This is a genomic window from Bifidobacterium pullorum DSM 20433, assembly GCF_000771405.1.
In the GTDB taxonomy this organism is placed as follows: domain Bacteria; phylum Actinomycetota; class Actinomycetes; order Actinomycetales; family Bifidobacteriaceae; genus Bifidobacterium; species Bifidobacterium pullorum.
The window spans coordinates 194421-209505 of the sequence record NZ_JDUI01000008.1 but is presented as its reverse complement, the minus strand read 5'-3'; the positions used below and the strand labels follow the sequence as shown (position 1 = coordinate 209505).

The following is a 15085-nucleotide window of genomic DNA, read 5'->3' as shown; positions in this document are numbered from 1 at the left end:
CTGCTTCCGCTGCATGCCGGACAGGCACAGCTCCACCGCGCGACGCCGCGCCCCCAACGGTATGGGAGGCTTGGGAACGACGTCGGCATACCGTGGATCGGCATGCAGCCACCGCTCCAGGCACTGCCTGGTCGGATACCCCAGATGCTCCACAACCTGCTTCGTGGACATCGACGTCGTGAAATACAGCTCCACCGCCCGCTCGCGCTCCTCGCGACCGGACACGGCAACAATCCTTCCGCTCAGTCTCCAAGAAAACGTCCGCAGCCCCCATGTCGTATTTGGGATGCACTATACTATGGAAGTATAGAGCGAAGCATCCAGCAATGTATGCTTTTGCTGTGTATTTTGATATTTGGAAAGGTAAGGGCGTAGCTTATGACAATGATGGGCGTATTGCCGCCACGTAAATTGTTAGGGACGCAGAGTTCCGAAAAGGAAGAAGATCTTTCTTTCCAAGATCGCGCTGAACGTTCTATGCGCCGTTCCGAGCAAGCCATGCAAGATTTGCAGTATGGATTTAGCCCATATCATTCGGCGCATGCTGGGATGCGTAATTTGAATTTCATTATGAAGCCTTGAGAGAGTGATTCGATGGCTGGAATGGCTTCAGCAACAAGCAATGTTTTCAATAGATTATATTCCGCAGACTATGTGGGAACTAATTTTATTAGATTGCTACGAAGTCCCGCTACTCGCTTTCTCTTGCATCTTGTTAGCAACGTTTCAGCAAAAGGCAACTCGATTTGTGTCGATGATGATACTCCATGGGTTACCCAGAAGCATCGGTTTATTGACTTGTCAGATGTTGGCAGGCAGAGCGAGCAATGGTTGATTGAAATTGACTGGGATGTTCTTTCTGAAATTGCATTGCAATACGGAATTTCTCTGCGCAAAGATATGCTTATTCCGTTGCCAATGTTTATGTTTCGCAGATTTGTGGCCACTGAATACGATTGTATTAGCGACAATCAAATAGTTATGACTCATCGCAAGATGAATAACGAATTTGCCGCACTTATGGAGATCGCAGCACTTGGACTGTCTGAGAATATACCCGATTCCGTAATTAATGAGATTCATGAAAAATTAGATGAATTTCAACAGTTCGGCGGTAATCATGATCGAAACACTGTAAAACAGCTAATTACTCAGCAATATAATATACGTACTCATAATATAAATTATATTGTGCAGCTGCTGAGCAATCAAGATATCACCATTAATGCTGCTAACCAAGATACATTTCTGCGACTTTGCGATTATTATACCGAACAGTATCCGGTTTGCGCTGTTGTTCCTGCGAAGAACAAAGGACGCCAGACATATAGATTTGCGATTACTCGTTTTGGTGATTTGAAGCTTAAAACATACCTTAATATTATTGAAGATCGGCAGAAACGACAGCTGAATCGAATTAAACAGCAAAAGCAATTGAGCACCAAACAATTATCAGGGTTACAAAGAAAACAATCTATAAACAAGTGTTCATTTGCCAGAAAGCAAATTAAAAAGGTATATAAAAATAAGAAACATCTTGCGAAAATGGGGTTTGTGGAATTTGAGTTCGAACAACAATGGCTGCGTCACTCGGCTTTTCTTTCTTTAACAATTGCGCCGGAATGTCGAACGGCATTAGTGCAGGATATAGGATTTGAAAGTAATGCTATCGGTTTGAGCAACATACAGCAGAATCAACATACTTTACGTAGTGAAGATAGGTTGTTCTCGGCTTTACGTAAAGATGTTCCAACGTATACCGAGATGTTACGGGGATGGATTATTCCCAGACGACGTATGGTTCTTCCGCTAATTGTGTATTTCTTTGTTGAATTACTGGTATTTATTTTATTTGATGCGTGTATGTTTTTTGGAAATGCGTCATTTCAGGATGCTGAATCAGTTTTTGACGTACTCGCTATTGCTCAATTAGGTCTTTCTGCTTTCTTCGCCAATCGTGATGAGTCAAGATTGATTACGCGCATTATGCAACGACCGCGTCGTCTTGTACAATTTTCGGCAATTCCGACGGCTCTGATGCTTCTTGTTGCGACTCTACTTCCTGCTTGCGAATGGGGAAATCCGCTTACACTAGTAGGTATAGTTACATGGGCTTTAACATCGCTTTGTATTGCAGGCTGTTTATTTTCCTTGTTCGCCATGGGGCGCTGGTGGATCTTCTACTTAATAATCCGCAATCATGAGTGAATCGAATTACGGTTAAGGCTTTCATAACCATATTGTTTTGATTACTTTTGTGGCTTTCGATTGGAGATTGAGTTGGGGCTGATCCTGGATGCTGTCTGCCACGCCGGTCAGCGCGGCAGACAGCATCCTCATCTACCGGGATCATGGAGATATACAGCTCAGTCGGGTCAACACCCGTCGCCAGCCAATGCGAACGCAAGCAATGGTGAGTACGGTCCGGCAGCAAACTCATCGCCGACAACACCCTCAGCCGGATCACCAGCTCCGCGCGATATCTCGTGTTTGCGATCGAATAAAGGTGTTCGGTGGACATTCCGTACCAGATATTGTGCGCCGCGTCGTGGCACGGAATTGATTTAGAGCCCAAGATCTTGCATACAACTGACCAACGTGTGACATTATAAAACCTCGCACATTGTCTGTGAGCAATGGTGAGTGTGCACATCTTGTCCAGGATGACGCCCTTCTGCTTTTCGACGCCCTCGCGTACTCATCCCTGAACCTGAGGGTGACCAGTCGTTTCGCCTGCATGCCGATCCCGTCTTCCATGAGACCAGCCAAACAGACCAACCCGGTTTCGCGCTTACTTTTGATGAGTCACCACCACACTGAATATTTGCTTGTTTTAGGGCCGTTGTTATTGTCGTGGGAGGCCGATCGGGCTTTTGGGGGTTATTGCGGTTCAAGGCCGGCGTTATTGCCGTTCAGGGCCACCGGTTGTTAGGCTCCTTTCACCATGCGGGGCACGTGTGGTGAAAGGAGCTGCCACCATGGTAAGGAAAATCAAGGTCAAGGCGGTCCTCCGTCTGGACGGGCGGGGCCTGTCCGGACGCGCGATGGCCGGATCGCTGGGAATCGCGGGGCAGAGCGTCTCCGAGACGCCCGGCGCCGCGAAGACGGCCGGCGTCGGCTGGGATGATGTCGCCGACAGGCCGGACGACGAGGTGTACGCGCTCTTGTTCCCGGGCCGGGGCGAGCGTGAGAGCGTGTACGGGCGGCCCGATTGGGCCGGGGCGCACCGGGAGTTGGCGCGTGTGGGCGTGACGTTGAGGATCCCGCACGGCGAGTACGTGGACGGATGCCGGCGGGCCGGGAAGCCTTATATGGGTTACGACCGGTTCTGCAAGCTGTACGCGGCCCATGTGCCGGAACTCGGCGTGACGAGCAGGGTGGAGCACAAGGCCGGCCGCGCGATCGAGGTCGACTGGGCGGGCAAGACCATGCGGATCGTCGACCCGGTCACCGGGGACTCGTCAACCGTGTGCCTGTTTGTCGGCGTGCTGCCGTCCGGCCGGTACGCGTTCGCGGAGCCCGCTTTGGACATGACGCAGAACACGTGGCTGCGGGCCCATGTGGCGATGTGCGAGTGGTTCGGCGGCTCCACGCCCCGTCTGGTGTGCGACAATCTCAAGACCGGCGTGATCAAGCACCCGCGTGAGGGCGAGATCGTGTTGAACGACGCGTACCGGGGCATGGCCGGGCACTATTCGGCGGCCGTGTTGCCCGGACGGGTGAAAAGGCCGAAGGACAAGCCCTCGGCGGAGAACACCGTGTGGCACGCGACCATGGCGCTGGTCGGAGCGATGCGCGACCGCGAGTTCGGTTCGCTGGACGAGCTGCGTACGGCGATACGCGAATGGCTCGCGGAATACAACGCGCGCCCTTTCCGGAAGCGCGACGGCTCCCGGCTTTCCGTGTTCGAATCGGAGGAGAGGACGCTGCTGATCGCGTTGCCGCCAATGCCGTACGAGGTGGCGGACCGGGCGTACGGCAGGAGGGTGCAGGCCAACGGCCATGTAGCGTGGGCGCGCAACTGGTATTCCGTCCCGTACGCGTACGTCGGCTCCACCGTGGACCTGAGAATCGGTGCGAGCACGCTCGAGGTCTGGCACGGGAACACCAGGCTCCGCACGCATCGGCTCCTGCCCGCCACCGCCGCCAACCGGTGGTCGACGAACGAGACGGACCTGCCCGGCAAAGGCGTGTGGCGGCAATGGGACAGGAAGCGATGCGAACAGTGGGCGAAGCGGATCGGCCCCGACTGCGCCATGGTGGTCGGCAGGCTGTTCGCCATGGAACGGCTCGACGACCAGGCGGTGGAGCCCGCATTGGCGGTGCTGCGCCCGTCGAAACGGTATTCTGCACAACGGTTGGAGAACGCGTGCTCGCTGGCGTTGCGGACCATCGCCTCGCCCGGATATTCGCACATCAGGCCGATTCTCGAATCCGGGCAGGACATCACGGGCGAAATCCCCGACGACGCCGGCGGCGTCGAGGGCCGCGGTGACGGTGCCGGCTGGGTGCGCGGCGGCGACTACTACGCGAACATGGGCAGGTGATCGATGATCATCGACACCGAGACCAAACGCAAGCCGCGCGAGATGAACGCCCAGGACCTGCTCGACGCGTTCGAACGCCTCGACGAGCAAGCCGCCGTGCCATTGAGCCACACAGAGGTGATCAGACTCGCGGTCGACAGCGCCCACTCCGGACACATGGACGCCAAGATCCAGCGTCTGGTCAAACGCGCGGGACTGCGCTACCCGCAGGCCGACCTGCGGACCATCGACCTCGTGGGGGAACGCAGGCTCGACAGGAGCACGATCGCGAGCCTCGACGCCGGCAACTATCCGGGGCAACGGCTCAACGTCGTGTTCCAGGGAGCCACCGGATCGGGCAAGTCCCACCTGTTATGCGCGTTGGCGAAATCCGCGTGCCGGGCACGCTACCGCGCGGTCTGCATCCGCATGCCCGACCTCGCCGAACAAGTCAGCATGGCGGCGGACAGGCCGGGCGGCGTGCCCAAGCTCGTGCGCGAATACTCCACCTACAACCTGCTCGCCATCGACGAATGGCTCGTCGACAAGCCCGACGAGCCATTCAAACGATTCCCACCCGGGCTCATGGAGCTCCGCTACGACACGGCCAGCACCGCGTTCGCCACCCGACCGGCGATCAAGGAATGGCACAACCGGCTCGGCGGCGACACCATCGCCGACGCAATCCTCGACCGCATCGTGCACAACACGATATGGATCGACACCGGCGAATACAACATGAGACAACACCACGGGCAAACCATGCTCGAACCCTGACCCCGAGGGAAGCCAGTGGTCTTGAGCCAATCCGCCACTGGCCTCCCTCGGCAATAACGATGGCTCTGAAAGACAATAATCAGTGGCCTTGAAAACTACAAATATTCAAATAGCGGACAATCTCTGCGGACGGGTCTAGCCCAGTTGGGGGATTGTCCCAGTTCAGTCGTCTTCGCCGAATCCGTACTGGATATTGCTGTATCCGCAATGCGGGCATCGCACGAATGCGTTGGGATTTCCCCCGTTCTCCCATGGGAGGGTCAGCTGTCCGCCACGGAGCGGTTTCCCGCAGTTGTCGCATGTCCGTCCACTGCCGGCGGATTTCATCATCCTTTCATCCGGCGTGAGGTATTCTCCATCCTCTGCGAACAGGACTCCACATTCCGGGCATTCGTACCTGTACCCGTCTCCTTGCATTGTCGATCCGCATCGTGTACAGGTCCTCTTGTCGAAGAAGATGTCAGCCTCGGCGTCATCATCGTCGTTCCGCCCGTGTCCTCCGAATAGTGCGTTGAGAATGCCCATGTTTGCCTCTTATTCTTTTCCGTTCCAGTAGTCCTCGTGAGAGTCGTATATATTGGTCGACGAGATGCTGTTTTTGTGGCCGCATTCTATGCATCTCCAGATGTATTTGTGATCATCGAATCCCGGTTGCGTATCCAGACTCGCACCGCAACGGTCGCAGAACCAGTCGATTCCGGGGAATCTCTCGCTCATGCCGATTTCCTTTCTTTCGTTCCCTCCCGACTTTGCAAGGGACGTACCTCACCATTTTATCCGCCGTGAAAACGTCCTTGACTCAGTCGCCGGCTGAATGTCGCGTGTCCTCCGTGGCGCGCCGCGGGGGGGCGAAGTGACTAATCCTGGCAAGCTTGTCGGCGAGCAGGCCACCACGTTCACCATCGACTGCGGAGGTGTGACCGTGAACGTGGATGTGACCGGAGTCACCCCGGTCCCGGTCGAATACCAGAACGCGCTTGTCAAGGCCAACCAGTATTCCGACATGATGCACATGAGCAAGCAGGGCATCTACGATCAGCTCGTCAGCGAATACGGCGAACAGTTCACCCCGGATGCCGCGCAATGGGCGATCGACCACATGACGGCCGACTGGAACGCGAACGCCTTGCAGAAGGCGAAGGACTGTCAGGACATGATGGCAATGAGCCCCGCGGCGATCTACGATCAGCTTATCAGCGAATACGGGGAGAAATTCACTCCCGAAGAGGCGCAGTATGCCATCGCCCATCTGAACGATTGACCATAACGCCAACCAAAACAAACGCCACGGCGCTCCTGCAAGTGCTGTGGCGTTTGCTGTTCCGGTAGGCGATACTGGGCATCTGTTTCGCGCAGTATCGAAGTGTTCGGCGGTATTAGCCCCTGTCGGACCATTTGTTGTGCCCGAAGTGGTTCTTGCCGGATACTCCGCCGTAACAGGCCCGTGATCCGAGAGAACGGTGCATGCCGGACGGGCCGTGCGCGTAGCCACGAAGAACGCGGACATAGCCGGGCTGGGGTGTGAAGTCGTCCGGGGGCGCACCATGACGCCATCGACGTGCGTTCGACGGCTTATCGTCACTGAAACGTCACACGTTCAAGTACCAACGTGCTACGATAGTCATAGTTTGTATTACAGGAGTAGTGGAGGTGTGTGATGGCCATGGCGTCGGTGACGGTCCGTGTGGACGAGGATACGAAACGCAGGGCGTCCATGATCGCCGAGGACTTAGGCTTCGACCTGTCGAGCGTGACTAGGGCCTTTTATCGGCAGATTGTGCGCGAACGGCGCATCCCGCTCGACCTGTCGTGTTCGCCTTTGCCGGCGGAGACCTCGGAAGCTCTGGACGAGGCCCGTCGCATCGCGGCATCGGGCGCAGCCCGGTTCGACACGGCCGACGATATGTTCGCAGCCTTGGAGATCTGACGTGCTCAGGGCAGAGTACACGAAGGCATTCGAGCGGGACGTGAAGCGTCTGAAGCGCCGCCATGCGGACCTCGCAGACCTCAAGGAAGTCATACGCTTAGTGCTCGAGGACACCGGCGAGGCCCGCGAGACGCTACGACGCCGACACCGGGCCCACACATTGACCGGCGATTTAGCGGGGGTGATGGAATGCCATGTCGGCAACGCCGGCGACTGGCTTGCAATCTGGGTGCGTGGGGACGGCGTCGCCGTGTTCATGCGTACGGGCGGCCATGACGAACTGTTCGGAAAGAGATAACGACCGCCCGGTCCCGCTCGAAATGACCTGCCCTGTACGCCTTTCTCTCCCCGGTTCGCTCGTATCTAGCTGTGTCCGTGATCTCGTTCGTCTCCGCGTCCAACATCGCGTCCGGTAGCTCCTCGACCTTCTCCGACGCCAATCGGTCGAGCCTGGTCTCGAGCATGTTCTCGTCGACCTGCCGAATCTGATTCGGCATGGCTCCGTCGCCTCTTTCCAACTGCGATTGATTGTTTGGCGACTGAAATCGTACCCCGGCGACGGGCCATGCCCTTCCTGCTCAGGCCTCAACCAAAGTGCGCAAACCAGCGGACGTTATCCGGTATCGGATAGAGGTTGCATGAGATTGATCCAAAGAAATATCCACAGCTCCTTACTATGTGAAAGTCAGTGTTAGCAACAATTTAGCTTGAGAGAATTTGTTCGATCTGCGTATACAAGGATGACTCCCATTCTTTATGGATGCTGCTGACATTGATCTGAGGAATAAGTGTTTGCAGGATTTTCATTTTCCCTTTGGAAAAATAGTCAAGATGTATGTCACTCCAAGTGAGCGTACAGGCTGGACAAATCATTGTATCTTGCTCATAAGAAAACAAAATTGAAGGACTGCGATCGGGGAGATCTTCGGGGGCTGTATATGCTGGTGTACTGCGGCAAACCAGAAAAGCAGGCATGGAGCATCTGGGGCATTTGACGACTGAAACCTGAATGTGTCGTTTCAGTCCGCCATAGCGGTTCTTTTTAAACATGTTGTTATCTTCTCTCCGTATTTTGCGAATAGAAGCGTTGTATCGTTGCTGATACTCTGAAATGGATACGCTGTTACTCAAAGCACTTGAACGAATAGTGTGTGATATAAGCCATTCATCAAGAAACTCAGATAATGCTGGATAATCATCACGATATACCACATACGAACGTAGACACTGAAATTCAGATGATAATTCGCCGATACATCGCCTAATATAATCTCTCAGAAGACATAAGTGTCCCTCGGCGGCTTTATCTTTTAAGATTGCTATGGCGTGATGTGCAGCAATGTTTCTTGCTGTGATAAGTAATTCTACACGCGGTTTGATTATTTCAAAGTCAAGTGAGTGCTCTTTGAAGAAAGGTTTAAGGCTCGTTATGATTCTCTCCATTTTTACGGTCGGATGATTTGCAAGTGTTGCAATATCTATATCTCCACTTTTGAGTTGCTGATAGTCGTCGATATTTTGTGTTTGTCCGTTAGTCTGTTGAGAAGAACGACTTGACTTGCTTGAGTAGGGCCAGAGTGCTTGTGTGTTATATTTTGCCAGTATTCCTTTGAAAACCATCTCGATGGCAGCTCCCGCGTGGTAGCACTGTTTTCGGGCAATGTTCTCGCTACCTCCGGAAGAACTTGGTCGCGCCTGAAGTTCTTTAATCTGTCTCGCGTGCCAGTTGGCTGCTTCAAAGAAGTAATCTGCGTATAGAAGAACAAAACGATTACTGGTGATATCCATATGGCACAGTTTAGTATTGGATGGTGATTTTGTTGGCTATAAAAAATTTCCACTTTTGCAAGTGGAGAATAATCGTGTTTGATAACGGCGTCTTCGGTAAGTGGTACACGTCGGTAACGTGTGGTGGTATCGGCGGTGCGTTCTTCCGAGTGGATGCTTATTCGTCGGTGTTCGTGGGATAACGGAAATTCATCTTGTTGTAGGCTGTGGCGATGGCTGCAGAAACAGGTGCACTGTGAGACTTATCGAAATGAAACGAGGAAGTATGGGACATCACAGAACGGCACGTTATTCCGCTTTGCTGAAGCATGCGGCTGTGCTTGTACAGAATGACGAGCGTCTTATCGACGAATTGGTCTCAATAATGCACGAGCGTCAACTCAGCGAAGAAGATGTGGCGCGACGCATGGGCGTCGCTCTTGCCGAGTTGCAGGCCATAGAAGGCGGCACGGCCGATCCGACCATGGGCACGGTACGGCGTCTGGCGCATGCCGTTGGCGTAACAGTGTCCCATCATGTGGAAAGGATTCGGCTCCGGCAAAAATAGTAATGCTGCGGGCGTGGTCGAGCAAGCAGTTGTCCTTGGATATACCGAAGGCGGAAGTTAGCAACAGGGGCATATCAATGCGAATCTCGGTCCCTCCGTACGGGGAGTCCTATATGCGGAAGGAGTCGGCGGTATGAAACGCTTGACCAACCTTGAACAGCTTTCGGAACGTGCGGAGTTTTTCCCCGAAACATATTCCGTTCCGGGGGAAGAAGAGACCATCCAGTTCCAAGCGAACGCTAATCTTGAAGTCAGTGACACCGGCGCGTCGGATTGGCCAATCGCCGTCAATGTCAATTTCGACGTCACAGCGCGCCTTGGTCAACAGCAGAAGGACAATGTTGAATCCGACGACGATTATGAGCGCCTCTTCCATATAGAGCTTATGCTGCGCTGTAAGTTTGATGATAATGCCATCGATTCCGATACGCAGCGCGATGAGGCGCGGGCTGCAATATGGCCGTATTGCCGCGAGCGGCTCATGCGTGTGATTCATGATTTCCCCGTGAATGTGCCGGAACTACCGTATCGGTTCTAAGCGGTTCGTGATAAAGGGGATAACGACCGATAGCTTGCGCATTTTGGTTGAGGTCTGGTTCAGAGTATGGCTCGATGTCTCCGGTGCGGAGTTGTTCGTTGATCTTTGAGAGGTCAACGGATGTTGTTCGCGCGACAAAACCGGTCTATGGTTTCAATGACGTGCGGGAAATCTTCCGTAACGGTGTCATAGAGCACGTCCCACTCCACGTTGCCGTATTCGTGGACAATGACGTTGCGCAAGCCCCGCAGTTCCTTCCATGGAATGTCACTGAGTGCTGCCAATGCCTCGTCGGAGAGTTTCTTCGCGCATTCCTGTGCCTGTTCTATTTCTTTGGCGGCGGAGTTCCTGTCTCGACGGGACAGGGCAAGCTCTTCGGCGCTGTTGAACTGTGCTACGTCCTCATAGGCGTATTCGAGATGTTCGACCAGTTCCAGCAGTAGTAACGCATCACGTGATTGTCCAGTCATTTACAACACCTGCTTCAGGTCGGCACGAATGGCATTGTAGAACAGGCGGCCGGATGGCGTATGCTCAGCATTGAACAACAACGCGCGCTTCGACATCAACGACACATCCTTGCCTAGGTGACGTTCCAAATCGTCTTTCAACCCCATGATGGCACCAGCGGTGGCTTTGCGCCCCGGACCCATGCTGTAGATCAGATCCACATCGGAATCGGCATTATTGTCGCCGCGAGCGACAGATCCATACGCGTACATCTCATTCACGCCATGCTGCGGCGCGACAACGGCCGCTGCCTCACGTACATCATCAAATGTCACCACACCATCCACAACACCTATGGTACACACTGCCGGTTTCACGCCTAAAAAGGGGTGGTGACGAAAAGTTGGACTTCCTGGGTGGTGAGGAGTCGTTGTCGTGGTGAGGTATTCGAGGGAGCGGCGTAGGCGTGCGGCGGAGTTGTGCGAAAGATATGAGCATCATGGGCCACAGGCGCGAGCTCGGCCTCGTGGCATAATCAAAGAACAAGGACAAACGAAGTCCAACAAAACGTCACCACCCCGTTCGGACACTACCTTTCGTCCTATAGGCCCGCAATAGGCAACACTCAAAGTCGGCGGGCACATCTTGTTCAGCTGGAATTAGCTGTCGTTCCTGCCGTTGGTAACGCCGAAGGGGATGTGCACGGCGGGGATGTGCAGACTGCGGGCGGACAGGTTGCTTAGCTGGTCGTCGAAGAAGATGTGCGGGCTGAGCTTGTTCAGTATCTCGGTCTTGTCCAGTCCGCCGAGGAAGAACGCTTCGTCCACGGTGAGTCCCCATTGTTCGAGTGTTTGGACGGCCCGCTTGTGCGCCGGGGCATTGCGTGCGGTGACTAGATACACTCGCAGCGACGGCTTGCCTTCCATTGTGCTGCGGGCGGCGGCTTCCTGCAGGGTGTTGATACCGGCGAGCAGTCGTTTGAGCGGCCCGCCCTCGATGGGTTGGTCGGCGTGCTCTCGCTCGTATTCGGCGTACTGCTCCAGCGCGTTGTCCGGATCTTCCTGCTGCATGCGTCGGAAGTTGCGCTCTGCGGAGTCGCCGGCCAGAACGCCGTCGAAGTCGAAGGCGACGCGCAGCTCGTTGCCGTCGTCGTCCGCGTCGGTGGCGCTGTAGGGGAGCACACATCCGGCGGGCTGCCCCGCAGCGACGGCGGCATCAACGTCCTGCGCGTTTGCGGAGAGGAACAGCGACATGTTGAATACGTCCATGAACGGGAACGTGGAGCGACCGCCGCGGAACACGGCGCGGGTGATGCCCAGGTGGTAGTGCTCGATGCTGTTCATGACCCGCAGGCCGGTCTTGGGGCTGTTGCGGGACAGCACGATGACCTCGACGCCCTTGTGCCGGTCATCGAACAGGTCGTTGAACCGTAGTAGGCGGGAGATGAAGGGGAATGCGACGCCGGGCTGGAACGGCTCGTCGATGTGGTCGTTCTGATACCGCTCATACGCCTTCACGCCCTGTTCGCGGAAGATTTCGTCGCTCTGCGCTAGATCGAATAGCGCGCTGGAGGCGATGCCGATAACTAGCGCCTTATCCTTGAGCAGGTCGGACATGGCTGTTCCCCTCCTGTGCGCTTGGCGCAGATGCGCGGTCGTGCTGTCCTGTAACGCGACGCTACGGCGTCGCATCCATATCGATGAGTCCACTCTACCGCCGAAGGAGCGCTCGATATGGTGCCGCGGGCTTAATGCGCAAGTGCAACGTCTGTTGTTGGTTGGTTTTCTTGTTTTCTGAGTAACGTGGTCATACCACTTTGCGATATCCCCTGATTCGGTTGCGAATCACACCGGCGCAACCTCGGCATGTGCCCACTCGGGAAATGTCATGCAGGCAACCGACTGAAACCGACCTGACAACGGCTCAACCACATTTGCATAAGACGCCGAGCCCGACCTTTCCTAACATCTTTTGTTTGAATAATCAAACATTTTAAAATGTTTCAAAAATCGAACATTATCCCAAGTTGGGAAAAGTTCAAAAGAGGAGACGAAGAAAGCCCGTCGATTCGTCGCTACTTCTCACGCCGCCGTGCAGTCGCCGATGCTAATGTGGTTGGTATACCGGCCGCTGCCGCCATAGTCCAAAGGAGCCCGTCATGCAACTTCCCAATGATGCGGTGGTGATCCTGCGCGACGAATGGGATGTCAACGAGTTGTGCACCTACTTGCGGCGCTCGCAGCGCAGCCGCATCGTGGTGGTGATGTCGACGGCGCAGCGGGAGCGGAAGCCGGCGGCCGACCCGGAGAAATTGAAGCGTCGCCTGGGTTCCAAGGCCGATGTGGTGGTGATCTCCTACGCGCTGGCGTTCAAACTTTCCGACAGGATGGGCAAGCAGCTGTCCGTGTATGGCGGCGCGGCCCGCGTCTATCCCTGCGACGACGCCTGGCTGTCCGACTTCCGTCAGGCCGCGCTGGTCTACCCGGAGTCGACGCCGAACGCCACCATGGGCGCCATCGAGCGGGCGGTGGACCGCGAACAGGATCGTATGCGGGAACTCGCGCGTCAACGCGAACGCGAAGCCGAGGAGCGGCGCGCCCGCGAGGAACAGGAACGCCGCAAGCGTGAGGCCGAACGGGCCGAAGCCCGGCGTCGCCAGGAGGAACAGGCCGCCCGCCAGCCGAAACCCGCGCAGAAATCCAACATCGCGGCTGTTGGCACCGCCCCCGCTGCGCCGGCGCGACTCGATTTGCCGCAGAACGCCGACGGGGTGCTCATCGCCGACACCGCGGAACGCGCGGCGCATCTGGCCGCCTATCTGTGCGCGGAATCCTCCACGATGCCGGTGATCATCGCCACACGCAACACGGGCATGGCCTCGTCCCTAGCCGATACCGGCGAATTGTCCAGAATGCTGCGCGACGCCGCCCTGGTGGTGGACGTCGTCGGCGAGGCCGCCACCGCGGAATTGAACGCGCGTATGCCCAAAGGCGTGCAGACCTTCGGCAACGCGTGCCGGGTGATCCCCGCCGGTTCCGCGTGGATCAAACGCGGCGGCGTGAAACTGTTCTGGGGCTGGGGCATGGCCGACCGCGAACGCGTCACCGACGCGGTGCTGCAGGAGGCGGCGCGTCTGAGCTTCAGCCACACGTATTCCAGCGAGCAGGCAACCGCCGGCAAACGCAAGGTGTCCGGCACCGTGCTGGGCAGTCCGGCGGAAGGCCGCGTGCTGGTGGATCTCGGGGGAGGGCGGTACGCCACTATCCTCACCCGGCTCGTGTCCAAAACCGTCGCCGGCGATCGCCTGTTCGCCAAGGGCATGCGGGTTTCCGGTCTGTTCGACGATGATTCCAGGCGGTTGGACGTCACCGAACCGCAGCCGTGTGCGCCGCGCGACGCATTGTCCGGGTACGCCGACGGCATGGTCGTATTGGCGCGTGTGAGGCATGTGCTGAGGGAATCCTGCACGTTGGAGCTGTTCCCCGACGTTCTGGTCGAGGTGTCGGCCGAGGATGCCGGCGTCGGCGGCGACCTGCGGTATGAGCTCACCGAGGGTGCCGTGATGCCGGTGCGGATCATCGAACGCGACGACGACGCGGCGGCATGGTCGGCCGTCGGCGATGACGGCGCGGTGCGACTCGACTGGCTGGTGTCGCTGCTGGATGTGGACGGGCGGCCCGCCGCCGCGCCCGGATACCTTCCCGGCGGTCCGGCCTGGATCCAGCCGGAGGATATGGCCGGCAAGGTGGCGCGGCAGTCCGACCACGCCGAACTGTCCGCCATGGACGAGCGTCAGTTGTCGGACATCACCCCGGATACCGCGGACACGGCAAGCGCGCAGGCCATTCGCGCCCTGTTCGTCCAGCTCGGGCAGGCCAGGCAGGAACTGGCCACGGCGGTACGCCAGCGCGAGGCCGTGGCGGCCCAGCTTGAGCAGGTCAAACGGCACGCCCTGGAGCAGAGCCGCGCGTTGAAGCGGCAGTCCCGGCATCTGGGCGGCGGCGAGGTGCCCGACCTGCGGGACCGGTTCGCCGACCCGAGGCAGCGGCTCGACTGCGACATCTACCTGGCGTGGGTGATGCGCATCCCCGCCGCCGACAAGCCGAACAAACCGCTCGCATGGAACTGGTCGTACGGCCCCGGGTTCTTCGACAGCCTCGACGAGGTGCAGGGCGTGGAGCGGGAGAAGGTCGCGCAGGTGATGCTGGAGGTCGTGCTCGGGCTGGACAAGGATCTGGCCGGACGCGGGCTGCACCAGCTGCGCGCCGGCGACGGCGGCGCCGACCCCAAGCGTCGCACGGCCGAGGGGGATACGTACTGGCGCGTGTACCTTCAGGTCAACACCCCCAGCGCACGCCGGCTGCATTACATCCGTCGGGCCGATGGCTCCGTGGTCTTCAGCCGCATAGCCCTGCATGACGATTTCAGAAGCTGACCGCCGGCCCCGCAAGCCCCGAACGGGCTCCATCCCGTGCCTCTGCTAGCATGTATCCGTTATCCGTCTATCTAACAAATAAGGAATGGGGTCCTTT

Annotated in this window: 14 protein-coding genes and 2 pseudogenes; 10 read left to right on the top strand and 6 right to left on the bottom strand. The window is 56.9% G+C overall.

Going from position 1 to position 15085, the window contains the following annotated elements; genetic code table 11:
- A pseudogene (locus OU11_RS09205) lies at positions 1 to 225 on the bottom strand (helix-turn-helix domain-containing protein); the annotation flags it as partial.
- Between the two features lie 159 nt (positions 226 to 384).
- Here OU11_RS09205 and OU11_RS09200 point away from each other — a divergent pair.
- The 7 genes from OU11_RS09200 to OU11_RS05245 all read left to right on the top strand — a co-directional run bounded on the left by OU11_RS09200 (position 385) and on the right by OU11_RS05245 (position 7528).
- Positions 385 to 582, top strand: a complete 198-nt coding sequence (locus OU11_RS09200; protein WP_152597082.1) for a hypothetical protein — start codon at positions 385 to 387, stop codon at positions 580 to 582.
- A 12-nt stretch (positions 583 to 594) separates the two neighbouring features.
- Positions 595 to 2208, top strand: a complete 1614-nt coding sequence (locus OU11_RS09195) for a hypothetical protein (protein WP_152597081.1) — start codon at positions 595 to 597, stop codon at positions 2206 to 2208.
- A 770-nt stretch (positions 2209 to 2978) separates the two neighbouring features.
- Positions 2979 to 4547: an IS21 family transposase gene (istA, locus tag OU11_RS05270; protein ID WP_033514952.1), complete on the top strand. Its 1569-nt coding sequence runs from the start codon at positions 2979 to 2981 to the stop codon at positions 4545 to 4547.
- Positions 4548 to 4550: 3 nt separating this feature from the next.
- A complete protein-coding gene (locus tag OU11_RS05265; RefSeq protein ID WP_033514950.1) occupies positions 4551 to 5303 on the top strand; it encodes an ATP-binding protein in 753 nt (250 codons plus the stop codon).
- Positions 5304 to 6156: 853 nt separating this feature from the next.
- Complete coding sequence (locus tag OU11_RS05255) at positions 6157 to 6564, top strand: Ltp family lipoprotein (RefSeq protein ID WP_206538222.1); 408 nt, start codon at positions 6157 to 6159, stop codon at positions 6562 to 6564.
- Between the two features lie 396 nt (positions 6565 to 6960).
- Positions 6961 to 7230, top strand: a complete 270-nt coding sequence (locus tag OU11_RS05250) for a type II toxin-antitoxin system RelB/DinJ family antitoxin (protein ID WP_033514946.1) — start codon at positions 6961 to 6963, stop codon at positions 7228 to 7230.
- Between the two features lies 1 nt (position 7231).
- A complete protein-coding gene (locus tag OU11_RS05245) occupies positions 7232 to 7528 on the top strand; it encodes a type II toxin-antitoxin system mRNA interferase toxin, RelE/StbE family (protein ID WP_033514944.1) in 297 nt (98 codons plus the stop codon).
- Positions 7529 to 7541: 13 nt separating this feature from the next.
- Here OU11_RS05245 and OU11_RS05240 read toward each other — a convergent pair.
- Positions 7542 to 7727, bottom strand: a pseudogene (locus OU11_RS05240) (IS256 family transposase); the annotation flags it as partial.
- A gap of 205 nt (positions 7728 to 7932) precedes the next feature.
- Positions 7933 to 9018, bottom strand: coding sequence for a hypothetical protein (locus OU11_RS09190; RefSeq protein ID WP_152597080.1), 1086 nt, complete (start codon positions 9016 to 9018; stop codon positions 7933 to 7935).
- A gap of 235 nt (positions 9019 to 9253) precedes the next feature.
- Between OU11_RS09190 and OU11_RS05235 the strand changes: the two genes are divergently transcribed.
- Positions 9254 to 9565, top strand: a complete 312-nt coding sequence (locus OU11_RS05235) for a helix-turn-helix domain-containing protein (RefSeq protein ID WP_152597079.1) — start codon at positions 9254 to 9256, stop codon at positions 9563 to 9565.
- 133 nt (positions 9566 to 9698) lie between these two features.
- Complete coding sequence (locus tag OU11_RS05230) at positions 9699 to 10103, top strand: hypothetical protein (RefSeq protein WP_033514938.1); 405 nt, start codon at positions 9699 to 9701, stop codon at positions 10101 to 10103.
- Positions 10104 to 10216: 113 nt separating this feature from the next.
- On the opposite strand, the gene OU11_RS08815 is transcribed toward OU11_RS05230, so the two are convergent.
- The 3 genes from OU11_RS08815 to OU11_RS05215 form a co-directional block, all read right to left on the bottom strand.
- A complete protein-coding gene (locus tag OU11_RS08815) occupies positions 10217 to 10573 on the bottom strand; it encodes a HepT-like ribonuclease domain-containing protein (protein ID WP_052122675.1) in 357 nt (118 codons plus the stop codon).
- Positions 10574 to 10900, bottom strand: a complete 327-nt coding sequence (locus OU11_RS05220; protein ID WP_152597078.1) for a nucleotidyltransferase family protein — start codon at positions 10898 to 10900, stop codon at positions 10574 to 10576.
- A 312-nt stretch (positions 10901 to 11212) separates the two neighbouring features.
- On the bottom strand, positions 11213 to 12169 hold the full coding sequence (locus OU11_RS05215) for a 5'-nucleotidase (protein WP_033514936.1): 957 nt from the start codon (positions 12167 to 12169) through the stop codon (positions 11213 to 11215).
- A gap of 542 nt (positions 12170 to 12711) precedes the next feature.
- Between OU11_RS05215 and OU11_RS08810 the strand changes: the two genes are divergently transcribed.
- Positions 12712 to 14988 (top strand): hypothetical protein, encoded by a 2277-nt coding sequence (locus tag OU11_RS08810; protein WP_052122673.1) that lies wholly within the window; start codon positions 12712 to 12714, stop codon positions 14986 to 14988.
- The last annotated feature ends 97 nt before the right edge of the window (positions 14989 to 15085 follow it).

Bases quoted from the DNA above. Each gene is read 5' to 3' on its own strand.
- OU11_RS05215 (WP_033514936.1), bottom strand. From the start codon at position 12,169: ATGTCCGACCTGCTCAAGGATAAGGCGCTAGTTATCGGCATCGCCTCC.
- OU11_RS09190 (WP_152597080.1), bottom strand. From the start codon at position 9,018: ATGGATATCACCAGTAATCGTTTTGTTCTTCTATACGCAGATTACTTC.
- OU11_RS08810 (WP_052122673.1), top strand. From the start codon at position 12,712: ATGCAACTTCCCAATGATGCGGTGGTGATCCTGCGCGACGAATGGGAT.
- OU11_RS09195 (WP_152597081.1), top strand. From the start codon at position 595: ATGGCTGGAATGGCTTCAGCAACAAGCAATGTTTTCAATAGATTATAT.
- OU11_RS05250 (WP_033514946.1), top strand. From the start codon at position 6,961: ATGGCCATGGCGTCGGTGACGGTCCGTGTGGACGAGGATACGAAACGC.
- OU11_RS08815 (WP_052122675.1), bottom strand. From the start codon at position 10,573: ATGACTGGACAATCACGTGATGCGTTACTACTGCTGGAACTGGTCGAA.
- OU11_RS05265 (WP_033514950.1), top strand. From the start codon at position 4,551: ATGATCATCGACACCGAGACCAAACGCAAGCCGCGCGAGATGAACGCC.
- OU11_RS09200 (WP_152597082.1), top strand. From the start codon at position 385: ATGATGGGCGTATTGCCGCCACGTAAATTGTTAGGGACGCAGAGTTCC.
- OU11_RS05230 (WP_033514938.1), top strand. From the start codon at position 9,699: ATGAAACGCTTGACCAACCTTGAACAGCTTTCGGAACGTGCGGAGTTT.
- istA (WP_033514952.1), top strand. From the start codon at position 2,979: ATGGTAAGGAAAATCAAGGTCAAGGCGGTCCTCCGTCTGGACGGGCGG.